This is a genomic window from Halomonas getboli, from assembly GCF_023094245.1.
GTDB lineage: Bacteria > Pseudomonadota > Gammaproteobacteria > Pseudomonadales > Halomonadaceae > Halomonas > Halomonas getboli.
Window position 1 is genome coordinate 146211 of sequence record NZ_JALMEW010000001.1, and the last position, 21861, is coordinate 168071.

Genomic DNA, 21861 nt, shown 5'->3' on the forward strand with positions numbered 1-21861 from the left:
AGCGCCCTCGCGCAGGCTCGTCGCCGAATCAGCTCATCTCGCTCGGCGGTCCAGAGCAGGCCTTAGAACACCGACTCGAAGGGGCCCATCTCGACCTGCACCGACTTGGTCTGGGTGTAGTGGGCCAGGGTCTCGACGCCGTTCTCGCGGCCGACGCCGGACTGCTTGTAGCCGCCCACCGGCATCTCGGCGGGGGATTCGCCCCAGGTGTTGACCCAGCAGATGCCGGCTTCCAGCCGGTGGATGACGCGGTGGGCGCGGTTCAGCCCCTCGGTGAACACGCCGGCGGCCAGGCCGTAGTGGGTATCGTTGGCGCGGCGGATCACTTCTTCCTCGTCGTCGAAGGCGAGAATCGACATCACCGGGCCGAAGATCTCCTCGCGCACGATGCGCATCTCGTCGCTGCAGTCGGTGAACACGGTGGGCGCGGCCCAGGCCCCTTTCGCCCAGTCGCCCTGGTCCCAGGCCTCGCCGCCGGCCAGCACGCGCGCACCTTCCTGCTTGCCGATGGCGATGTAGGACAGCACCTTCTCCTGGTGCTCGAAGCTGACCAGCGGGCCGAAGTTGACCGCCGGATCCATCGGGTCGCCGGCCTTGATGCGTGCCACGCGCTCGGCGATCTTGGCCTCGAAGGCGTCCTTGACGGCGCTGGCCACGAACACCCGGGTGCCGTTGGTGCAGATCTGCCCGCTGGAGTAGAAGTTGGCCATCATGGCGGCGTCGGCGGCGCGGTCCAGGTCGGCGTCGTCGAACACGATCAGCGGCGACTTGCCGCCCAGCTCCATGGTCACGTCCTTGAGGCTGGACGCGGCGGAGGCGGACATCACCTTCTTGCCGGTGCCCACCTCGCCGGTGAAGGAGACCTTGTCGATGTCGCCGTGGCCGGTGATCAGCTGGCCGACGCGGGCGTCGCCGTGGACCACGTTGAACACGCCGTCCGGCAGGCCGGCCTCGGTGAAGATCTGGGCCAGCGCCATGGCGGTCAGCGGGGTGACCTCGCTGGGCTTGAAGACCACGGCGTTGCCGGCGGCCAGCGCCGGAGCGGACTTCCAGCAGGCGATCTGGATCGGATAGTTCCAGGCGCCGATGCTGCCGATCACGCCCAGCGGCTCGCGGCGGGTATAGACGAAGGAGGCGTCGCGCAGCGGGATCTGGCTGCCCTCGATGGCCGGCGCCAGGCCGGCGTAGTACTCCAGCACGTCGGCGCCGGTGACGATGTCGACCTCGCGGGTCTCGCTGACCGGCTTGCCGGTGTTGCGGCTTTCCAGCTCGGCGATCTCGTCGTTGCGCTCGCGCAGCAGCGCCACGGCGCGCTGCAGCACTCGGCTGCGCTCCATGCCGGTCATGGCGGCCCAGACGCGCTGGCCACGGCGGGCGGCGTCGACGGCGGTGTCGACGTCGGCCTCGCTGGCCTGCTGGACGTCGGCCAGGACGCTGCCATCATAGGGATTGACGACCGGGAAGGTCTCGCCGGAGGTGGCATCCACCCGGCGGCCGTCGATGTAGAGGGTTTCGATTGCGTGGGTCATGGAAGCCTCCTGTCAGGATTCGAGGGAAAGCGTCTCGGGGTGAGGGAGCGCGAGGTCGTGGGCCTTGAGCAGCTGCTCAAGGTAGTCGCGGGCCAGGCGCCGGGCGTGTTCGCTGTCCAGCCCCTCGGTGGCGAGGGCGCCGCGCAGCCACAGGCCGTCGATCATGGCGGCCAGGGCGCGGGCGGCGTCGCGGGCCTTGTCCTTGGGCAGCAGGCGCCGGAACTCATGGCTGAGATTGGCATAGAGGCGCCGGTCGTTGACGTTCTGCAGGCGCGCCAGGGCGGGGCGATGCATGCTGCTGGCCCAGAAGGCCAGCCAGGTCTTGGCCACCGGTCCGGAGACCTGGGTGCGGTCGAAGTTGCCGTCGATGATGGCCGCCAGGTGCGCTTCCGGCGTGTCGGTGGTCAGCGCCTTGCGACGCCGGGCCACCGCCTCGCCGAGATCGTTGAGGATCTGGCGCATCGTCGCTTCCAGCAGGCCGTCCTTGCCGCCGAAGTAGTGGCTGATGATGCCGGCGGAGACGCCGGCGTGACGGGCGATGCGTGCCACCGTGGCATCGGCCAGGCCGACCTCGTCGATGGCCGCCATGGTGGCCGTGATCAGCTGCTGACGACGGATGGGTTCCATTCCGACCTTTGGCACTTCGCGGACTCCTCTCCCGAGTGTGTCTTGCTACCATGCCCTGGAGCATGGTTAAGATAGCGGTAGCTTGCCATTTTTTTATTGAACGTTCAATCAATAAAAACGGCGGCTCGTTTCATTCCTCGAATAACAGGCTTCACGCAACCAAGGGAGATACGCAATGAACAAGATGACCATGGGCCTGGCGACCGCGGCGCTGGCGGTGGCCTCCACGCCGCTGATGGCGGCCGAGGAAGGCTGTCAGCCGGTGCGGTTCGCCGAGGTTGGCTGGACGGACATCACGTCCACCACGGCACTGACCACCGAGGTGCTGGAAGCACTGGGTTATGATACCCGAGTCGACACCGTTTCGGTGCCGATTGCCTATTCCGGGATGAAGAACGGCGACTTCGACGTCTTCCTGGGCAACTGGATGCCGTCCATGGCCTCGATCAGCGACCCCTACGTCGAGCGCGGCCAGGTGGATCGCCTGGGGGCCAACCTGGAAGGAGCGAAGTACACCCTGGCGGTGCCGCAGTACGTCCACGACGCCGGCGTGACCTCGGTGGCCGACCTGGACGCGCATGCCGATCAGTTCGAATCCACGCTCTACGGCATCGAGGCCGGCAACGACGGCAACCTGCTGATCCAGGACATGATCGACGACGACGCCTTCGGCCTGGGCGACTGGCAGCTGGTGGATTCCAGCGAGGCCGGCATGCTGGCCGAGCTCAAGGCGAGCGTGGCCAACGACAAGTGGATGGTGTTCCTCGGCTGGGAGCCGCATCCGATGAACACCAATTTCGATATCGCCTACCTGGAAGGCGCCGACGACTACTTCGGTCCGAACCTGGGCGGAGCGACCGTCTATACCAACACTCGTGCCGGCTATGCGGACGCCTGCCCCAACGTGGGCGCGCTGCTGAACAACCTCACCTTCACCCTGGAGATGGAAAACCAGCTGATGGGCGAGATCATGGACGAGGGTGCCAAGCCGCGCGAGGCGGCCCGCAGCTATCTGCAGGCGCATCCCGACGTGCTCGACGGTTGGCTCGAGGGCGTGACCACCGCCGATGGCGAGCCGGGTCTGCCGGCGGTCAAGGCGGCGCTGTCCATCGACGGATAAACGTCATGCACGGCGGGCTTGCCTTGGGGCGAGCCGCCGTGCATAATCCCCACCCGTCGTCAGGGCTCGCACCTTGAGATGAAAAAATGGCTACGTAGCTCAGTTGGTTAGAGCACATCACTCATAATGATGGGGTCCCCTGTTCGAGTCAGGGCGTAGCCACCAGAACAGCATGAGACGCCCGCCCGGCACATCGCCTGGCGGGCGTCTTGCTTTCGGGGCCGGAAGCGGCGCGTGCGGGTTTTGGGTCTTGACGTTTACAAGCCGATCCGTATACTACGCCCCGTGCTCGAGGCCATTCCCCGATAGCTCAGTTGGTAGAGCAAATGACTGTTAATCATTGGGTCACAGGTTCGAGTCCTGTTCGGGGAGCCAGCTTCATCCCAGAGCAACGAGCACAGCGGCGCTGAAAGGTGCCATCGGTAATAAAAGGTCATTCCCCGATAGCTCAGTTGGTAGAGCAAATGACTGTTAATCATTGGGTCACAGGTTCGAGTCCTGTTCGGGGAGCCACCTTTTACCTCTTCCAGACCGTCAGGTTCCGGCCATCAGGCCTCTGAGGTCAGCCCGTCCGGGCGCACAAGTCGTTCCCCGATAGCTCAGTTGGTAGAGCAAATGACTGTTAATCATTGGGTCGCAGGTTCGAGTCCTGCTCGGGGAGCCAATGCTTGTTCTTCAGCCGTTTTCCACTGATTCCCTGAATTCTCCGCTCTGACGTCTTTCTCGATATCAGTGTGCTACCACCGGCCTTCTGCCGGCATTTGTCGTGTCTGTCCGTTTCGTCTGCGTGATGTGCTTCATGCCATACGACGACGCCGGGCGCATGGCCCGGCGTCGTGCGTTGGCGGTAGATGAGGGCATCAGCTGTCGTAGTCGGCGAGGCGCAGCCCGTGGTCCAGGCGGGAGTAGTCGAGCAGGATCTCGGCGCTTTCCATGACCTGGGCGCGATCGATGGGCTGTGGCTGCTCGGTGTCCTCGTCCCGGGCGTCCGTCCAGTCATCCAGCGGGTCCAGCCCCAGGGCCTCGCGGCGCTGGTTCTCCAGCGCCAGCTGTTCGGCTTCCTGGGCCTCGGCTTCGCGCTGGCGCTGCTCGCGGTTGAGGCTGACGCTGGTCTGCTGTTCGCGCAGGCGATCGGCGAGCTGGGCCTCGCGCTCCAGATAGTGGAAGTTGGGGTGGGCGTCGGCGCGCTGGCGATGGCGCTGGCGCAGGGTGTCCAGATAGCGTTCCGGCTCGCCGTAGCGGCGGTACTGCACCTTGCGCACCTGGTCCCAGGGCAGGGCGTTGTCGAGGCTGCTCTCGCCGATCCGGTCGGGGTCGATCAGGCTCGGGAAGAGGATGTCGGGGGTGACGCCGCGATGCTGGGTGCTCTCGCCCGAGATGCGATAGAACTTGGCGCGGGTCAGCTTGAGCTGGCCGTGATTGAGGTCGCTGAGGGTCTGCACGGTGCCCTTGCCGAAGGTGTCGCTGCCGATCACCAGGCCGCGGCCGTAATCCTGGATGGCGCCGGCGAAGATCTCCGAGGCCGAGGCCGAGAGGCGGTTGACCAGCACCGCCAGCGGGCCGTCGTAGAGCGTGCCGCTGTCGGTGTCGCCGTACAGGCTGATGCGGCCCTGGGCGTCGCGCACCTGGACGGTGGGGCCGCGGTCGATGAACAGCCCGATCAGCGAGTTGGCCTCCTGCAGGGCGCCGCCGCCGTTGTTGCGCAGGTCGAGCACGATGCCCTCGACGTTCTCGTCCTTGAGGTGCTCGATTTCCTTGGCCACGTCGCGGGTGGTGCTGCGGTAGTCCGGCTCGCCGGCCTGCCAGGCATCGAAGTCGACGTAGAAGGCCGGCACCTCGATGACGCCGAGGCGGTGCACGCCGTCGTCGCGCTCGACGTCGACGACCTCGCTCTGAGCGGCCTGGTCCTCGAGCTTGACCGTGTCGCGGGTGATCTCGACGACCTTGGAGCGCGTGGTGTCGACGGCCTGGGCGGGCACCACGTCGAGGCGCACCACCGAGCCCTTGGCGCCGCGGATCATGTCGACCACGTCGTCGAGGCGCATGCCGACGACGTTGATCATCTCCTCGCCCTCCTGGCCGACGCCGATGATGCGGTCGGCGGGCTTGAGCACGCCGGTCTTCTCGGCGGGGCCGCCGGGCACCAGGCTGGCGACCTTGACGTATTCGCCGTCGGCCTGCAGCAGGGCGCCGATGCCCTCGAGGGAGAGCTTCATCTGGATGTCGAAGGACTCGCTCTGGCGCGGCGAGAGATATTCGCTGTGGGGATCGATGCTGCCGGTGACGGCGGCCATGACCAGGCCGAAGACGTCCTCGGCGTTGGTCTGATGCAGCCGGTTGAGCTGGTTCTCGTAGCGCTGGTGGAGCGTCTTCTCGATCTCCTCGGGCGACTGGTCGCTGAGCGACAGCGTCAGGGCCGCGTTCTCGAGGCGCTTCTTCCACAGTTCGTCCAGCGCCGCTTCCCGATGCGGCCAGGGCGCGTCCTCGCGGTCCAGCGCCATGCGCTGGCTGCCGTCGAAGTCGTAGTCGAGCCCGGCATCGAGGCGCGCGAGCAGCCATTCCAGGCGCGCCTCGGCGCGTTCCTGGTAGCGCTCGTAGAGGGCATAGGGACGGCTGAGGTCGCCGTCTAGGATGGCGTCGTCCAGCGTGGTCGAGAGGTCATCGAAGTCGTCGACGTCGCTGTCGAGCAGGTAGGCGCGCTGGCCGTCGAGCAGGTCCAGGTAGCGGGCATAGGCCTGGCGGGACCAGTCGTCGTCGAGGTTGATGTCCTCGTAGTGGCCGTAGCGCAATGACTCGGCGACTTCCACGGCTGCCTCGCGCTGGTCGTCGGTGGCGGTGATCGCCGCCTGGGCCGTGCCGGCGCCCAGCAGCAGGGCCAGGGCCGTGGTACGACCCAGGGTCACAAACAGGCTCATCGATGAAGCACTCCCGGATTCATGTACACTCTAGCGTCCAGACCGTGATTCGGCTCACGAGTTGCAAGGACAGAGCCGCCATTGTAGCAGCTCGGTCGAGTTCCCATGACCCCAAGTGCGACACCTAGAGGAGTCCCATGTCCCAGGATGACCTGCTCGAGCGACTGCTCGACTTCCTGCGCCGCTCTCCCACCCCCTGGCATGCCACGGCCAACATGGCCGAGCGCCTAGAGGCCGCCGGTTTCCGTCGCCTCGACGAGACTCAGGCCTGGCAGCTGACGCCCGGCGAGCGCGTCTACGTGACGCGCAACGATTCGTCGATCATTGCCCTGCAGCTGCCGCGCGAGCCGCTGGCGGCGCTGCGCATGATCGGTGCCCACACCGACAGCCCCGGGCTGCGCCTCAAGCCTCATGCGCCGCAGACCTCCGCCGGCTGGCTGCAGCTCGGCGTCGAGGTCTACGGCGGGGCACTGCTGGCGCCCTGGTACGATCGAGACCTGGGGCTCGCCGGGCGGGTCCACGTGCGCCACCCCGACGGTCGGCTGGAAGGCGTGCTGCTCAACGTCGACCGCGCCGTGGCGATCATTCCGAGCCTGGCGATCCATCTCGATCGCGAGGCCAACAGCGGTCGGGCGATCAACGCCCAGACCCAGATGGCGCCGGTCTTCCTGCAGGGCGGCGAGTCGGCCGACCTGGATCGGCTGCTGCGGACCTGGCTGGCGGCCGAGCACGGTCTCGACGGCGTCGAGATCGTCGACTTCGAGCTCGGCTTCCACGACATGCAGCCGCCGGCCCGGGTCGGCGTGGAGGGCGAGCTGATCGCCTCGGCGCGGCTCGACAACCTGCTGTCCTGCTTTATCGGCCTCGAGGCGCTGCTGGAAAGCGACGGCAGCCAGGGGGCGGTGCTGGTGGCCAACGACCATGAAGAAGTGGGCAGTGCCAGCGCCTGCGGCGCCCAGGGGCCCTTCCTGGGCGACGTGCTGCGGCGGGTCAACGCCCAGCTGGGCGATGGCAGCGAGGAGGGCTATATCCGCCTGATCCAGGCCTCGCGGATGATCTCCTGCGACAACGCTCACGCCCTGCACCCTAACTTCCTCGACAAGCACGATGCCGCCCACGGTCCGGCGCTCAACGCGGGGCCGGTGATCAAGGTCAACGCCAATCAGCGCTACGCCACCAACAGCGCTACCGCGGCGCTGTTCCGGACGCTGTGCCAGGAGGCCGAGGTGCCGGTGCAGACCTTCGTCACCCGTGCCGACATGGGCTGCGGAAGCACCATCGGCCCGATCACCGCCACCGAGCTCGGCGTGCCGACGCTGGACGTGGGCGTGCCCCAGTGGGCCATGCACTCGGTCCGCGAGACCGCGGGCGCCAGCGACGTGGCGCACCTGACCCGGGTGCTGACCGCCTTCGTCGATCGGCGCGAGTTGCCCTGAGGCGGTGAGGTGTGAGGTGAAAAGGGTGAGGGGCAGGAGTTGAGCAAGCAAGGTGGTTTGCGAATCAGCAATGAGGCGTCATCATTCTACCTCGCGCCTCACGCCTCACGCTCAAAAACGCAAAAATCCCGCCTGGCGAACCAGGCGGGATTTTCGATGTTTGGTGGCTACGCCCTGACTCGAACAGGGGACCCCATCATTATGAGTGATGTGCTCTAACCAACTGAGCTACGTAGCCGGACAACGGAGGCGTATATTACGGATAACGCCCCGTGTCGTCAAACTTTTTTGCATCAGACGTTGAAGCGGAAGTGCACCACGTCGCCGTCCTTGAGCACGTAGTCCTTGCCTTCCAGACGCCACTTGCCGGCATCCTTGGCGCCCTGTTCGCCGCCCAGTGACACGAAGTCGTCGTAGGCGATCACTTCGGCGCGGATGAAGCCCTTCTGGAAGTCGGTGTGGATCACGCCGGCACCTTCCGGGGCGGTGGCGCCGATCTTGACGGTCCAGGCGCGGACTTCCTTCACCCCGGCGGTGAAGTAGGTCTGCAGGCCCAGCAGCTCGTAGCCGGCACGGATGACGCGGTCCAGGCCGGGCTCTTCCATGCCCATCTCGTCGAGGAACATGGCGCGTTCCTCGTCGTCGAGCTCGGCGATCTCGGCCTCGATCTGGTTGCACACCGGGACCACGACGGCGCCTTCCTCGGCGGCGATCTGCTTGACCGTCTCGAGGTAGGGGTTGTCGTCGAAGCCGTCCTCGTTGACGTTGGCGATGTACATGGTCGGCTTGAGGGTCAAAAAGCCGAAGCTCTTGAGCTGCTGCTTCTCGTCGTCGTCGAGGCCGAAGCTGCGCAGCGGCTGGCCCTCGGCCAGATGCGGCTGGATGCGGTCGAGGATCGCCTTGGTGGCGATGGCGTCCTTGTCGCCGCCCTTGACCACGCGCACCAGGCGTTGGATGGCGCGCTCGACGGTGTCCAGGTCGGCCAGCGCCAGCTCGAGGTTGATGGTCTCGATGTCGGCGCGCGGATCGACCTCGTTGGCCACGTGGATGACGTTGTCGTTATCGAAGCAGCGCACCACGTGGGCGATGGCCTGGGTCTCGCGGATGTTGGCCAGGAACTGGTTGCCGAGGCCCTCGCCCTTGGAGGCGCCCGCCACCAGGCCGGCGATGTCGACGAACTCCATGGTGGTGGGGATGGTCTTCTCGGGCTTCACGATTTCGGCCAGCCGGTCGAGCCGCGGGTCCGGCATCGGCACGATGCCGACGTTGGGCTCGATGGTGCAGAAGGGGAAGTTCTCGGCGTCGATGCCCGACTTGGTCAGGGCATTGAAGAGGGTGGACTTGCCGACGTTGGGCAGGCCGACGATACCGCAGTTGAAACCCATGGGATCTTCCTGGAAAGAGAGTTCGAGGCGTGTGATTGGCCGGTATTCTACGAGATAACGGCGCGGCTGTAAGCCGCCACCCTTCGGGCAATGCCTAGGGCTTGAAGCTGTGCAGTCGCTGCATGGCCTTCGTCCAGTCGCCGCTCACGGCCTGGGGCAGGGTGGCCAGGCACTCGTCGATGGCGGCATCGATGGCGCTGCGCTCGGCCTTGCCGGGGCGGCCCAGCACGTAGTTGGTCACCTGGCGGGCGTCACCGGGGTGGCCGATGCCGATGCGCAGGCGGTGGAAGCCCTTGTCGTTGCCCAGCGCCTGGATGATGTCGCGCAGGCCGTTGTGACCGCCGTGGCCGCCGCCGGTCTTGTAGCGGGCGGTGCCGGGGTCCAGGTCGAGCTCGTCGTGGGCGACCAGCAGCTCGTCGGGGGCGAGCTTGAAGAACTTCGCCATCGCCGCCACGGCGCCGCCGCTGCGGTTCATGAAGGTGGTGGGTTCGAGCAGATGCAGCTCCTGCCCGTCGAGGTGGATGCGGGCGTAGCGGCCGAGAAACTTCTTCTCCGCGCGCAGCTCGCCGCCGGCCCGGCGCAGCAGGGCCTCGAGCAGCCAGGCGCCGGCATTGTGGCGGGTGGCCTCGTACTCGGCGCCGGGATTGGCCAGTCCGATGATGGCTTTGACCTGACTCATCTTCACTGCCTCCAAACAGTCATCCGGAACGCTGTGGCGTGGCGTCAGCGCGGGCGCTGGCGGGCCACAAAAAAAATCAAGCGCCGGAGCGCTTGATCGGAAGGATGAGGGCCGCGCCGTGCGGCGCGGCCCTGAACAGTGCCGGACTTACTCGGCGCTGTCCTCGCCTTCGGCGGACTCGCCGTTGGCGGAATCGCCTTCTTCGCCTTCCTCGGGCTCACTGCTGACCTTGGCCGCGGTGATGCTCAGGATGGCCTGGTCGTGGTCTTCGCCGTGGCTGAGCTCGACGGAGGTCACGCCGGCCGGCAGGCTCAGGTCGGACAGGTGCAGGGTGCTGCCCAGAGCGACGTTGGCGACGTCGACTTCCAGGTAGTCCGGCAGGTCCTTCGGCAGGCAGCTGACTTCGACTTCGTTGGCCAGGACGTGCAGTTCGCCGCCCTCATCCTTGATGCTCGGCGCGGTCTCGGCGTTCAGCACGTGCAGCGGCACGCGCATGGTGATCGCGTGAGTGGCGTCGACGCGCATGAAGTCGGCGTGGGTCACCAGCGGCTTGTACGGGTGACGCTGCAGATCGCGGACCACGACCTGCTGCGGCTTGCCATCCAGCTCGAGGTTGATGACGGAAGCGAAGAACGCCTCGTCCTCGAGCGCCTTGTAGAAGGCGGTCTTGTCGACGGCGATCGGCTGCGGGGCCTGCTCACCACCGTAGATGATGGCCGGGACCTGCTCGTTCGCACGACGCAGGCGGCGGCTCGCACCTTTCCCCAGGTCGTTGCGGACGTTAGCTGTGAGAGTGTATTCGGACATGATGTTGCCTCTTGGTAGAAAGTCAGGAAACCACCGTCGTCCGCGACCAGACAGAGCGGTGGTTTCCAATCGCCCCGGCGAACCGGAGCACGCTATCCGCGCGATGCGCTGACGACGCTGCCGTCAGTGAAACATGGCGCTGACGGATTCCTCGTTGCTGACCCGACGGATCGCCTCGGCGATCAGGCCGGCCACGCTCAGCTGGCGGATCTTGCCGCTGCGGCGGGCGGTTTCGGTCAGCGGGATGGTGTCGGTGACGACCAGTTCGTCGAGTACCGAACCGGTGATGTTGTCGACGGCCGGGCCGGACAGGATCGGGTGGGTGGCGTAGGCCACCACGCGGCGGGCACCGTGCTCCTTGAGCGCCTCGCCGGCCTTGCACAGGGTGCCGGCGGTATCGATCATGTCGTCGACCACCACGCAGGTGCGGTCCTGGATGTCGCCGATGATGTGCATCACCTGGGCCTGGTTGGCCTGGGGGCGGCGCTTGTCGATGATCGCCAGGTCGGCGTTGAGCTGCTTGGCGATGGCCCGGGCGCGAACCACGCCGCCCACGTCGGGGGAGACCACCACCAGGTCGTCGTAGTTCTGACGCTCGATGTCGTCGAGCAGGATCGGCGAGCCGTAGACGTTGTCCACCGGCACGTCGAAGAAGCCCTGGATCTGGTCGGCGTGGAGATCCATGGTCATGACGCGGTCGACGCCGGCCTTGACCATGATGTCGGCCACCAGTTTGGCCGAGATCGGCACGCGGGCGGAGCGGACGCGACGGTCCTGACGGGCGTAGCCGAAGTAGGGCACCACGGCGGTGACGCGGCTGGCGGAGGCGCGACGCAGGGCGTCCACCATCAGCACCATTTCCATCAGGTTGTCGTTGGTCGGGGCGCAGGTGGGCTGCAGGACGAAGACGTCCTTGCCGCGCACGTTCTCGTTGATCTCGACCGCAACTTCGCCGTCACTGAACTGGCCGACCGTGGCATTGCCGAGCCGGGTATCCAGGCTCTCGGCAACCTTCTGGGCGAGTTCGGGATTGGCGTTCCCGGCGAAAACCATCAATTTAGACACGCGCAGCCACCTTTGCAGTGTTGGGTCATCAGGGTTTGGATCGGATGTTCGGGAAGGGATATGGCTGGGGTAGCAGGATTCGAACCTGCGCATGCCGATACCAAAAACCGGTGCCTTACCGCTTGGCTATACCCCAGCAACCTTTGCCGTACCGGACCGATGCATGATGCGGCCATCTCAGTGGCGATCATCGATCCAGTGCATCATGGAGAGGAGAGCGATTCAGCCCTCGGGCCTTGAAGGATGTCCAGCGGCCGGGCATGTCGTCCAGCAGCGCCGTGGCATCGGCTTCATGGTCCAGTCGGGCGAATACACAGGCGCCGGTGCCGGTCAGCATGGCCGGTGCCCTGTCGCTCAACCAGTCGAGCGCACTCGCGACCTCGGGATACAGCTCCCGGACCGTGAGCTCGCAGTCGTTGCGCCAGCTCGCCGTTCCCCCCTGAAGTGCGCGCGCCATAGTAATGGGGGGCGTGTCCCGTGTCAATTCCGGCGCCTGGAACACCGCCGGCGTGGAGACGCTCACGCCGGGATGGACGACCACGAACCAGGGCGCATCGAGCGTCACCGGCGTCAGGCGCTCGCCCACGCCCTCGGCCCAGGCGGCATGGCCGCGCACGAAAACCGGCACGTCGGCGCCCAGCGCCAGGCCCAGCTCGGCCAGCGCCTCTATAGAGAGGGAGAGGTTCCACAGCCGGTTCAGCCCGAGCAGGGCGGTGGCGGCATCGCTGCTGCCGCCGCCGAGGCCGCCTCCCATCGGCAGGCGCTTGTCGAGGTGAAGGTCGGCGCCCTGTCGGCAGCCGGTGGCCTCGTGCAGCATCTTCGCGGCGCGCAGGATCAGGTTGTCCGCCGGGGCGACGCCGGCAAGCGCCGGCGTCAGGCGCAGCTCGCCGTCGTCCCGGGGCGAGAGAGTCAGGGTGTCGCCGTGGTCGAGGAACTGGAACAGCGTCTGCAGCTCGTGGTAGCCGTCCTCGCGCCGGCCGGTGATATGCAGCATCCGGTTGAGCTTGGCCGGTGCCGGCAGGATCAGGCGGCCGGTATCAGGCATCGGTGGTCTCCGGCTGCCAGCGGGTCACCACCAGGGTGACGTTCAGGTCGCCGTACCGCATCTTCATGCGGCGCGGCAGCCACAGGTCCTCGACGCGCATCCAGTCCTGATAGTCGATGATCCAGCCATCCTGTTCCAGGCGAGTCGGGAAACCGCGCGCGTCGCGGCTCATTCGGTGCGGGCTGTCGTCGGCGGGCAGGCCGCGGACCCAGTCGCCGAGCGCGGCCACCGGCAGCGACCAGCCGAGCCGCTGGTTCATCAGCGCCTCTGGGCTCTCGGCCTCGAAGCGGCCCTCGCCGGTGGTCAGCGACACGCGACCCTCGCGGCCTTCCAGCACGCTGCGGCCGCTGCCGAAGGGGCCGCTGAGCAGCATGCGGAAATGGTAGGGGGTCTGGTTCCAGTCGAGGTTGGCGCTGGTGCTGTCCTCGGGGGTGCGCAGGCCGGCCTTGCCGGTCAGCTCCCAGGTCTGCATGGCCTCCACGCGGGTCTTCTGGGCCTGCCAGTCGTCGGCGCTGCGTGTCGCCTCGGGTGCCGTGCCCTGGGTGGCGCAGCCGCCGAGCAGCATCAGGACGAGGGCCAGGCCGGACAGCAGGGGAATCGTCGGGCGTCGCATGGTCGGGGTTCCTTCTCCGTCGCGGGGCATCAGGGGGCGAGCGCGGGCAGGCGCTCGAGCAGCTCGTCGATCCGCGGGCGCGGCTCGAAGCGTTCGATGGCCTCGGCCGCCAGCGCTCGGGCGCGTTCGCGCTCGCCTGCCATCCACAGCACCTCGATCAGGTGAGCGGCGATTTCCTGGTCGGGCATGGCATCCCAGGCGCGCTCCAGCCACGGAACGGCGGCGTCGATGTTGCCGAGCCGATAGGCGACCCAGCCGCGGCTGTCGAGGATTGCCGGGTTGTCCGGCTCGATCTCCAGGGCCCGCTCGATCAGCGTGCGGGCTTCCTCGAGTCTTCCTTCTATGTTCTCGTCGGCCAGGGTGTAGCCCAGCGCGTTCATGGCATTGGCGTTGTCCGGATCGCGCTCGAAGATGGTGCGCAGGTCGCGTTCCATGGCGGCCAGGTCGCCGTCGGCATAGGCGCGCATGGCGCGCTGGTAGCGCAGCTGGGCGTCGTCGGGATGGCGGGCGAGATAACTGTCGAGCAGGGCGTCGGCCTGGGCGCCAGCGTCGGCGCCGTCGAGCAGTTCGACCTCCAGGCCGGTGAGCCGGGAGGCGGCGTCGGGATGCTCGAGGCGTTCGTTGCGCAGGAAGGTGCGGGCGTCCACCAGACGGCCGTCCTCGATCAGCATGCGGGCGGCGCTCGCCCGGGCGAGCAGGAAGCTGTCGCCTTCGGGCACCTGGCGATAATAAAGCAGGGCGTTGTCGACCTCGCCCTGCTGCTCGGCGATGCTGCCCAGGATCAGGAAGGCCAGGGCGGGGGTGTCGTCCTCTTCCAGCAGCGGCAGCAGCAGGCGGCGAGCCGGCCGGGGATGCTGTTCCTCGAGATAGAGGCGTGCCAGGGCCAGGCGCAGCTGGGGGCGGTCGCCCTGGTCCTCGAGCAGCGCATCCGTGGTGACCTTGGCGGCCTCCAGTCGGCCCTGGCGAATCTGGGCCCGGGCCAGCAGCAGCATCAGGCGCGGATCGCCCGGCGAGGCTGCGAGCCCACGCTGGGCGGCCGTCTCGGCGCGTGCCGTATCATCCATCTCCAGCGCCAGGGCGGCGTCGATGCGCTGCACCGCGGGATCGTCCGGGTGCGTGGCGGTCAGCCGGTCGAGACGCCGCCGCGCCGAGGGTGTCTCGCCAGCGGCGGCTTCCAGCAGCGCCAGAGAAAGCTCGCGGTCGACGGACACGTCCGCAGCGACATCCTGTCGCAGGCGTTTCAGCAGCGGCTCGGGAGCCGCGCCGGCCGCGAGGGCATCCTCGACGAAGCCCAGCAGTTCGCCGTCGTCCTGCGCCTCCTGTAGCGCCAGACGCTGTTCCAGGGCGCTCGCCCAGTCGCCGCGTTGCATGGCCAGGCTCGAGAGCAGGCGGGCCGGGGCCTCGCTACCGGGCTCCAGGGCCTGCCAGCGGCGGGCGGCTTCCTCGAGCAGCGCTGGATCGTCGTCGAAGCGGGCCGCCAGGGCGGCCCGCTTGGCCAGCTCGGCAGAACGGTAACGCTCGGCAGTGGCCAGATAGCCGCGGGCGGCGCGGCGATAGTCGCCGCGCTGCCCGGCGATCTCGGCGACCAGCAGCGTCGACAGGCCCGTGGCGTCGAGGCCGCGCGTGACCGGCGGGGCATCGGCCAGCGGATCGTCCTGGGTCGGCGCCGACACGGCGGACAGGCTCTGGCAGCCGCCGAGCGCCATGGCCAGGCCGAAGGCGACGAGGGGGTGTCGGCGAACAAGCGTCTTGGGGGATCCTCGGGGCATGCCGGTCTCGCGAAGTCGGGCGTGATGCCAGCATAACGGCTTGACCGCGCGGGGCAAAGACGCAATGGCGCGGGTGTCGATGGCCGGCGTCAATGTCCTCGATAGTCCGGGGAGGCGCCGCAGGTCCACGGCCTGTGGTAGAATGCAGCGCCTTGGAGCGGCAGACGATGGCTCGCCGGGCCGCTCTCGATAACGCCGACACACGATCGCGAAGACGCCGATACGCATGACGCTTCTTGCCCTGGGAATCAACCATCGGACCGCCACCGTCGAGGTGCGCGAGCAGGTCGCCTTTTCGCCCGCGCAGCTCGAAGCCGCGCTGGTCGAGCTGCGCGGGCTGCCCGACGTGCATGAGGCCGCGGTGCTGTCGACCTGCAACCGCACCGAGCTGTACTGCGTGACCGGCGATGTCGGGGAAGGCGAGGTCCTCGACTGGTTGAGCCGTTTCCACGGTCTCGAGACCGTGGCGCTGACCCGCTGCGCTTATCATTATGTGGACGACGAGGCCGCCCGCCACCTGATGCGGGTGGCGGTGGGCCTCGACTCCATGGTGCTCGGTGAGCCGCAGATCCTCGGCCAGATCAAGGATGCCTACCAGATCGCGCGCCAGGCGCGCGGCATGGGCGGCGAGCTCGAAAGCCTCTTCCAGCAGACCTTCGCCGTGGCCAAGCGGGTGCGCACCGAGACCGGCATCGGTCGCAACCCGGTGTCGGTGGCCTATGCCGCGGTCAGCCTGGCCAGCCGCATCTTCGATGATTTCTCCCGCTCCCCGGCGCTGCTGATCGGTGCCGGCGAGACCATCGAACTGGTGGCGCGCCACCTGCACGAGGCCGGCGTGCGACAGCTGACGGTGGCCAACCGCACCCGCGAGCGGGCCGAGCAGCTGGCCGCGCCGTTGGGCGGCCAGGCCATCACCCTCGACGAGATTCCCGAGGCGCTGGTCGAGGCGGGCATCGTGATCTCTTCCACCGCCGCGCCGCTGCCGATCCTCGGCAAGGGCATGATGGAGCGGGCGCTGAAGAAGCGCCGCCATCGCCCGGTGTTCATGGTCGACATCGCCGTGCCGCGTGATATCGAGCCCGAGGTCGGCGATCTCGCCGACGTCTTCCTCTATACCGTCGACGACCTCGAGGAGGTCATCGAGGAGAATCGTCGTCATCGCCAGGTCGCCGCCGACCAGGCCGAAGCGCTGATCGAACAGGGCGTGGACGGCTGGCAGCACGATCGGCGCCTGCGCAGCGGCGGCGAGCTGATTCGCGACGTGCGCGCCCGGGGCGAGGCTCTGCGCGACGAGGCGCGCGACCAGGCCCTCGAGCGCCTGGCTCGGGGCGAGAATCCCGAAGAGGTGGTGGCTCGGCTGGCCCATCAGCTCACCAACCGCCTGCTGCACCGGCCCACCGTGGCCCTGCGCGAGGCCGCTGCCGGCGAGCAGCGCGAACTGCTGGAGGCCGCCGCGTCCCTGCTGCTCGACGACTCTTCCGACACTTCCCGATAGGACATCCTTGATGAAAGCTTCCCTGCGTCAGCGCCTCGACGCCTTTGCCGAGCGCTTCGAGGAGCTCGCGGTCCTGCTGGCGGATCCCGAGGTGATCACCGACCAGGCCCGCTTCCGCGACTACTCCCGCGAATACACCGAGCTCGAGCCCCTGGTGGAGACCTGGCGCGAGCATCGCGGCGTGGAGGACGACATCGCGGCCGCGGAGACCATGGCCGACGACGCCGACGCCGAGATGCGCGAGCTGGCCGAGATGGAGCGGGAAGACGGGCGGGCGCGGCTGGTCGAGCTCGAGGCGCGCCTCAAGCAGCTGCTGATTCCCCGCGACCCGGACGATGCCGGCAACGTCTTCCTCGAGATCCGCGCCGGCACCGGCGGCGACGAGGCGGCGCTGTTCGCCGGCGACCTGTTCCGCATGTATTCCCGCTACGCCGAGCAGCACGGCTGGAAGGTCGAGGTGGTCAGCGCCAGCCATGGCGACATGGGCGGCTACAAGGAGATCATCTCGCGCATCAAGGGCGAGGGCGTCTTCGGGCGGCTCAAGTTCGAGTCCGGTGCCCATCGCGTGCAGCGCGTGCCGGCCACCGAGTCCCAGGGTCGCATCCACACCTCGGCCTGCACCGTGGCGGTAATGCCCGAGGCCGACGAGGTCGGCGACGTCGATATCAACCAGAACGACCTGCGCGTCGATACCTTCCGCTCCAGCGGCGCCGGCGGCCAGCACGTCAACACCACCGACTCCGCCATCCGCATCACCCACCTGCCTACCGGCGTGGTGGTGGAGTGCCAGGAGGAGCGCAGCCAGCACAAGAACCGCGCCAAGGCCATGTCGCTGCTCGCCGCGCGCCTCAAGCAGGCGGCCCAGGACAGCCAGCGCCAGCAGCAGGCGGACGAGCGCCGTTCGCTGGTGGGCTCGGGCGATCGCAGCGAGCGCATCCGCACCTACAACTTCCCCCAGGGCCGGGTGACCGACCACCGTATCAACCTGACCCTCTACAAGCTGGGCGAGGTGATCGGCGGTGAACAGCTCGACGAGGTGATCGAGCCGCTGATCCAGGAGCACCAGGCCGACCAGCTCGCGGCTTTGCAGCAGGAGGCCTGATGCGCCTCGATCTGCTGCTGGCCCGGGCCGCCCAGCGGCTGCTGGACGCCGGCTCGCCGAGCGCCCGGCTCGACGCCGAGGTGCTGATGTGCCACGTGCTCGAGGTCGATCGCACCTGGCTCTACACCTGGGGCGACCGCGAGGCCGAGGGCGATGCCGAGGCGCGTTTCGAGGCGCTGGTCGCCGAGCGCGAGGCTGGCCGCCCGGTGGCGCACCTGACCGGCGAGCGCGAGTTCTGGGGGCTGCGCCTGGCCACCTCGCCGACGACCCTGATTCCGCGCCCGGACACCGAGACCCTGGTCGAGGCCGCGCTGGCCGTGGCCGGCGAGTCGGGCCGGCTGCTCGATCTGGGCACTGGCACCGGCGCGGTGGCGCTGGCCTTCGCCAGCGAACGGCCGGGCTGGGCGGTGACCGGGGTCGACCTGCGCCCCGAGGCGGTGACCCTGGCGACCGGCAACGCTGAGCGGCTGGGGATCACCAATGTCCGCTTCCTGGTCAGCGACTGGTTTACGGCGCTGGACGAGGAGGGCGGCGCTGCCCGCTTCGCGCTGATCGTCTCCAACCCGCCCTACGTCGCCGACGACGATCCGCACCTGGCGCGCGGCGACGTGCGCTTCGAGCCGCGCAGCGCCCTGGTGGCGGCCGACGACGGCCTGGCCGACCTGCGCCATCTGGTGGTGGCGGCGCGCGTCTATCTGGCCAGCGACGGCTGGCTGATGTTGGAGCACGGCGCGGGGCAGGGCGCGGCGGTGCGCGAGGCCCTCGCCGCGGCCGGCTATCGCGATGTCTCGAGCCGCCGTGATCTCGGCGGGCACGAGCGGATCAGCCTGGGCCGGCGCTGAGCGGCTCCGCGTCGGGTGACTCGGCTTGCGTGGCGACGCCGGCCGGCCGCTCGTGAGCGACATCGTGAGTGGCATCCTGCGGGGCGGGGCTGGAGTCGGCCAGGGGGCTTGTGGTACATCTGAAAACAGAAAAAAATGCCAACCAGTGCCGACTATTCATTGATGAATCCCCGAAAGCTCGCCGTTTGGCGGTGATTTTCAGTGGAAGATTCGGCGGTACCCCGTTCGACGTGCCAGGACCACAATGAAAACCAAGACCCGTTCGCTCGATCGTATCGACCTCAAGATCCTGCGCTGCCTGCAGGACAACGCCCGCATCTCCTACGTCGACCTGGCCTCCCAGGTCGGCCTGTCCACCACGCCTTGCCTGGAACGGGTCAAGCGCCTCGAACGTGCGGGGGTGATACGCGGCTACAAGGCGCTGCTCGATCCGCGGGCGCTGAAGGCCAACCTGCTGGTGTTCGTCGAGATCAGCCTGGAGACCCAGTCGCCCTCGGTATTCGACGAGTTCCGCCGTGCGGTGGCCAAGCTGCCGCAGATCCAGGAATGCCACCTGGTGTCGGGCCAGTTCGACTACATCCTCAAGTGCCGGATTCCCGAGATGTCGGCCTACCGCCAGCTGCTGGGCGAGGTGGTGCTGACCCTGCCCGGGGTCAAGGAGTCCAAGAGCTACGTGGTGATGGAAGAGGTCAAGGAGGAGTTCTCCCTCCACGTGCCGGACATCGAGGAGTTCGAGGGCAAGTGAGCGCCATGAACGACGATGCGCTGCTGCGCTACAGCCGCCAGATCCTGCTCGAGCAGATCGATATCGCCGGCCAGGAACGCCTGCTCGCCGGCCATGCCCTGGTGATCGGCGCCGGTGGCCTGGGCTCGCCGGTGGTGCTGTACCTGGCCGCTGCCGGCATGGGGCGGCTGACGCTGGCGGACGACGACGCGGTGGAGCTCTCCAACCTGCAGCGCCAGATCGCCCATGGCATGGCGGATCTGGGGCGCGCCAAGGCCGAGTCGGCCCGCGAGGCGGCGCTGGCGCTCAACCCCGACTGCGAGATCCGCGCCGTCACCGAGCGCCTCGAGGGCGAGGCGCTGGCCGCGGCGGTAGCCGAGGCCGACGTGGTGCTCGACTGCACCGACCGCTTCTCGAGCCGCTACGCGATCAACGCCGCCTGCCGGGCCGCCGGCGTGCCGCTGGTCTCGGGCGCGGCGATCCGCTTCTCCGGCCAGCTCGCGGTGTTCGACCCGCGCGATGCCGAGAGCCCTTGCTATGCCTGTCTCTATCCGCCGGACGACGGCGGCGACGAAGCGCTGAGCTGCGCCGAGAGCGGGGTGGTGGCGCCGCTGGTGGGGCTGATCGGCTGCTTCCAGGCGCTCGAGGCGATGAAGCTAGTCGCTCATGCCGGCCAGGTGCATCGTGGACTCTCCACCTTCGACGGCCTCAGCGGCCAGTGGCGCCACTTCCGCGTGCCCCGCGATCCCGCCTGTCCGGTCTGCAGCGACGAGTGAGCGGTCGTTCGCGAGGGGCCGCATCGGGTGCCTCGCATCTCACTCCTGGCTGTTCACCCTCCTGCCCCTCGCCCCTCGCCCCTCGCCCCTCGCCCCTCGCCCCTCGCCCTACTCATAAGTCACCACCAGAAAGGCCAGCAGCTCGTCGTCGCTGACGTTCTCGATGACGTGCTCCTGGTCGGCGTGATAGTGCGCCGAATCCCCTACCGCCAGCCGGCAGTCGCTGTCGCCGGCGACCACTCGGGCGGCACCCCGGGTGATGGTCAATAATTCCCTTGTCCCCTCGAAGTGCGGCGCGCTGCGCAGGCTGGCCCGAGGCGCGATGCGCAGCTCGTAAAACTCCACGTGCTTTTCCAGATGCAGCGGCGAGAGGGTGCGGATGCGGCATTCCCGGTCGTCGCGGAACAGGTGAGTAGCGTCGTCGCCACGTACCACCTCGATGGTGGAGGCGGTCCAGGGCTGATCGACCAGGTCGCCGATGCTGAGACCGAAGGCCTGGGCGATGCGCAGCGTCACCGCCAGGGTGGGGTTGGCGCGACCGCGCTCGATCTGGCTCAGCATCGAGCGGCTGACGCCGCAGGCCGAGGCCAGCTGGTCCAGGGTCAGACCGCGCCGCTTGCGCAGCTCGATGACGCGGTCGCAGAGCAGCTGGCCGCCTTGGGAGGGCGCTGGCGTCGGTGCATCGGGGGGCGTGGTAGTCACCCGAGGACTCCTGATGTTCAGTATGATGGAATTTATTCTTGCATAGAGGATTTTGTCCACTATGCTGGAATTAATTCCTCCATGGTAGTCATCCCGGCGCGGATTGCCAGCCATGGGGGCATTCAGGGAAGCCATTCATCTCAAGCAGGAGACGCACATGAAGGCGCTGGTCAAGCGAGAGGCGGCCCCCGGACTCTGGCTCGAGGACGTGCCCGAGCCGGAAGTCGGCATCAACGACGTGCTGGTGCGGGTCAAGCGCACCGCCATCTGCGGCACCGATCTGCACATCTACAAATGGGACGCCTGGGCGCAGCAGACCATCCCGACGCCGATGGTGGTCGGCCACGAGTTCGTCGGCGAGATCGTCGAGGTCGGCTCCAACGTCAATGACTTCCATCCCGGGCAGATCGTCTCCGGCGAGGGGCATGTGGTCTGCGGACGCTGCCGCAACTGCCTGGCGGGCCGCCGTCACCTGTGCGCCCATACCCGCGGCATCGGGGTGAATCGCCCCGGCGCCTTCGCCGAGTACGTGGCGCTGCCGATGTCCAACGTCTGGGAGCATCGCCCGGGTATCGACCTGGACGTGGCGGCGCTGTTCGACCCGCTCGGCAACGCCGTGCATACCGCGCTGCAGTTCGACGTGCTGGGCGAGGACGTGCTGATCACCGGTGCCGGGCCGATCGGCGCCATGGCCGCGGCGGTGTGCCGCCACGCCGGGGCGCGCCACGTGGTGGTCACCGACCTCAATCCCAAGCGGCTGGCGCTGGCCGACACGCTGGGCGCGACGCGCACCGTCAACGCCGCGGAGGAAAGCCTGGCGGACGTGCAGGCCGAGCTGGGCATGGCCGAGGGCTTCGACGTGGGGCTGGAGATGTCCGGCAGCTCGGCGGCCTTCAAGGATCTGCTGGCCAGCATGTGCCACGGCGGCAAGGTGGCGATGCTCGGCATTCCCACCGAGGAGACGGCCATCGACTGGAACACGGTGATCTTCAACATGCTGACCCTCAAGGGCGTCTACGGCCGGGAGATGTACGAGACCTGGTACAAGATGTCGGTGCTGGTGGAATCGGGGATGGATATCTCGCCGGTGATCACCCACCGTCTGCCCTATACCGACTTCGAGCAGGGCTTCCAGGCCATGCTGGCCGGCGAGGCTAGCAAGGTGATTCTGAACTGGGAGTGAGAATTCTCGGTACGCGATGAGCGCCGGGGGGCAAGGCGCAGCGAGGG

At 67.9% G+C, this 21861-nt stretch carries 19 protein-coding genes and 6 tRNA genes; 12 read left to right on the forward strand and 13 right to left on the reverse strand.

Going from position 1 to position 21861, the window contains the following annotated elements; all coding sequences use genetic code 11:
- Positions 1–62: 62 nt before the first annotated feature.
- Both betB and betI read right to left on the reverse strand, forming a co-directional pair.
- Positions 63–1529, reverse strand: coding sequence for a betaine-aldehyde dehydrogenase (gene betB / locus MYL53_RS00725; protein ID WP_247851449.1), 1467 nt, complete (start codon positions 1527–1529; stop codon positions 63–65).
- 12 nt (positions 1530–1541) lie between these two features.
- Positions 1542–2156 (reverse strand): transcriptional regulator BetI, encoded by a 615-nt coding sequence (gene betI / locus MYL53_RS00730; protein ID WP_282103351.1) that lies wholly within the window; start codon positions 2154–2156, stop codon positions 1542–1544.
- Between the two features lie 175 nt (positions 2157–2331).
- On the opposite strand from betI, the gene MYL53_RS00735 reads away from it, so the two are divergent.
- From MYL53_RS00735 to MYL53_RS00755, 5 genes are all read left to right on the forward strand, one after another.
- Complete coding sequence (locus MYL53_RS00735) at positions 2332–3276, forward strand: choline ABC transporter substrate-binding protein (protein ID WP_247851451.1); 945 nt, start codon at positions 2332–2334, stop codon at positions 3274–3276.
- Positions 3277–3364: 88 nt separating this feature from the next.
- Positions 3365–3441 (forward strand) — tRNA-Met (locus MYL53_RS00740).
- A 134-nt stretch (positions 3442–3575) separates the two neighbouring features.
- Positions 3576–3651 (forward strand) — tRNA-Asn (locus tag MYL53_RS00745).
- Positions 3652–3713: 62 nt separating this feature from the next.
- Positions 3714–3789 (forward strand) — tRNA-Asn (locus MYL53_RS00750).
- A gap of 75 nt (positions 3790–3864) precedes the next feature.
- Positions 3865–3940: transfer RNA gene (locus MYL53_RS00755), tRNA-Asn, on the forward strand.
- A 196-nt stretch (positions 3941–4136) separates the two neighbouring features.
- On the opposite strand, the gene MYL53_RS00760 is transcribed toward MYL53_RS00755, so the two are convergent.
- Positions 4137–6191 (reverse strand): carboxy terminal-processing peptidase, encoded by a 2055-nt coding sequence (locus tag MYL53_RS00760; RefSeq protein ID WP_247851452.1) that lies wholly within the window; start codon positions 6189–6191, stop codon positions 4137–4139.
- Between the two features lie 137 nt (positions 6192–6328).
- On the opposite strand from MYL53_RS00760, the gene MYL53_RS00765 reads away from it, so the two are divergent.
- Positions 6329–7627 (forward strand): M18 family aminopeptidase, encoded by a 1299-nt coding sequence (locus tag MYL53_RS00765; protein ID WP_247851453.1) that lies wholly within the window; start codon positions 6329–6331, stop codon positions 7625–7627.
- A 161-nt stretch (positions 7628–7788) separates the two neighbouring features.
- Here the strand turns inward: MYL53_RS00765 and MYL53_RS00770 are convergent.
- From MYL53_RS00770 to MYL53_RS00810, 9 genes are all read right to left on the reverse strand, one after another.
- Positions 7789–7865 (reverse strand) — tRNA-Met (locus MYL53_RS00770).
- A gap of 55 nt (positions 7866–7920) precedes the next feature.
- The gene (gene ychF / locus MYL53_RS00775) at positions 7921–9012 is read right to left on the reverse strand and encodes a redox-regulated ATPase YchF (protein ID WP_247851454.1); all 1092 of its coding nucleotides are present in this window, start codon (positions 9010–9012) and stop codon (positions 7921–7923) included.
- A gap of 94 nt (positions 9013–9106) precedes the next feature.
- Entirely contained in the window at positions 9107–9691 is a 585-nt protein-coding gene (pth, locus tag MYL53_RS00780) for an aminoacyl-tRNA hydrolase (protein WP_247851455.1), read from the reverse strand.
- A gap of 147 nt (positions 9692–9838) precedes the next feature.
- A complete protein-coding gene (locus MYL53_RS00785) occupies positions 9839–10498 on the reverse strand; it encodes a 50S ribosomal protein L25/general stress protein Ctc (RefSeq protein ID WP_247851456.1) in 660 nt (219 codons plus the stop codon).
- Between the two features lie 123 nt (positions 10499–10621).
- Entirely contained in the window at positions 10622–11563 is a 942-nt protein-coding gene (locus MYL53_RS00790; RefSeq protein ID WP_247851457.1) for a ribose-phosphate pyrophosphokinase, read from the reverse strand.
- Between the two features lie 61 nt (positions 11564–11624).
- Positions 11625–11699, reverse strand: a tRNA-Gln gene (locus MYL53_RS00795).
- 51 nt (positions 11700–11750) lie between these two features.
- Positions 11751–12608: a 4-(cytidine 5'-diphospho)-2-C-methyl-D-erythritol kinase gene (gene ispE, locus MYL53_RS00800; RefSeq protein ID WP_247851458.1), complete on the reverse strand. Its 858-nt coding sequence runs from the start codon at positions 12606–12608 to the stop codon at positions 11751–11753.
- Entirely contained in the window at positions 12601–13221 is a 621-nt protein-coding gene (lolB, locus tag MYL53_RS00805; RefSeq protein ID WP_247851459.1) for a lipoprotein insertase outer membrane protein LolB, read from the reverse strand. The genes ispE and lolB overlap by 8 nt, the downstream gene beginning before the upstream one ends.
- A gap of 29 nt (positions 13222–13250) precedes the next feature.
- Positions 13251–14990 (reverse strand): tetratricopeptide repeat protein, encoded by a 1740-nt coding sequence (locus MYL53_RS00810; protein ID WP_247851460.1) that lies wholly within the window; start codon positions 14988–14990, stop codon positions 13251–13253.
- A 226-nt stretch (positions 14991–15216) separates the two neighbouring features.
- Here MYL53_RS00810 and hemA point away from each other — a divergent pair, with 226 nt between their 5' ends.
- From hemA to MYL53_RS00835, 5 genes are all read left to right on the forward strand, one after another.
- Positions 15217–16485, forward strand: coding sequence for a glutamyl-tRNA reductase (hemA, locus tag MYL53_RS00815; RefSeq protein ID WP_247851461.1), 1269 nt, complete (start codon positions 15217–15219; stop codon positions 16483–16485).
- 10 nt (positions 16486–16495) lie between these two features.
- Entirely contained in the window at positions 16496–17587 is a 1092-nt protein-coding gene (prfA, locus tag MYL53_RS00820; RefSeq protein WP_247851462.1) for a peptide chain release factor 1, read from the forward strand.
- Positions 17587–18429, forward strand: coding sequence for a peptide chain release factor N(5)-glutamine methyltransferase (prmC, locus tag MYL53_RS00825; protein WP_247851463.1), 843 nt, complete (start codon positions 17587–17589; stop codon positions 18427–18429). Before prfA ends, prmC begins: the two co-directional genes overlap by 1 nt.
- Positions 18430–18673: 244 nt before the next feature.
- On the forward strand, positions 18674–19174 hold the full coding sequence (locus tag MYL53_RS00830) for an Lrp/AsnC ligand binding domain-containing protein (RefSeq protein ID WP_247851464.1): 501 nt from the start codon (positions 18674–18676) through the stop codon (positions 19172–19174).
- A 5-nt stretch (positions 19175–19179) separates the two neighbouring features.
- Complete coding sequence (locus MYL53_RS00835; protein ID WP_247851465.1) at positions 19180–19929, forward strand: HesA/MoeB/ThiF family protein; 750 nt, start codon at positions 19180–19182, stop codon at positions 19927–19929.
- A gap of 108 nt (positions 19930–20037) precedes the next feature.
- Here MYL53_RS00835 and MYL53_RS00840 read toward each other — a convergent pair whose 3' ends face one another.
- Entirely contained in the window at positions 20038–20631 is a 594-nt protein-coding gene (locus tag MYL53_RS00840) for a helix-turn-helix domain-containing protein (protein WP_247851466.1), read from the reverse strand.
- 157 nt (positions 20632–20788) lie between these two features.
- Here MYL53_RS00840 and tdh point away from each other — a divergent pair, with 157 nt between their 5' ends.
- The gene (tdh, locus tag MYL53_RS00845) at positions 20789–21814 is read left to right on the forward strand and encodes an L-threonine 3-dehydrogenase (protein ID WP_247851467.1); all 1026 of its coding nucleotides are present in this window, start codon (positions 20789–20791) and stop codon (positions 21812–21814) included.
- Positions 21815–21861: the final 47 nt, after the last annotated feature.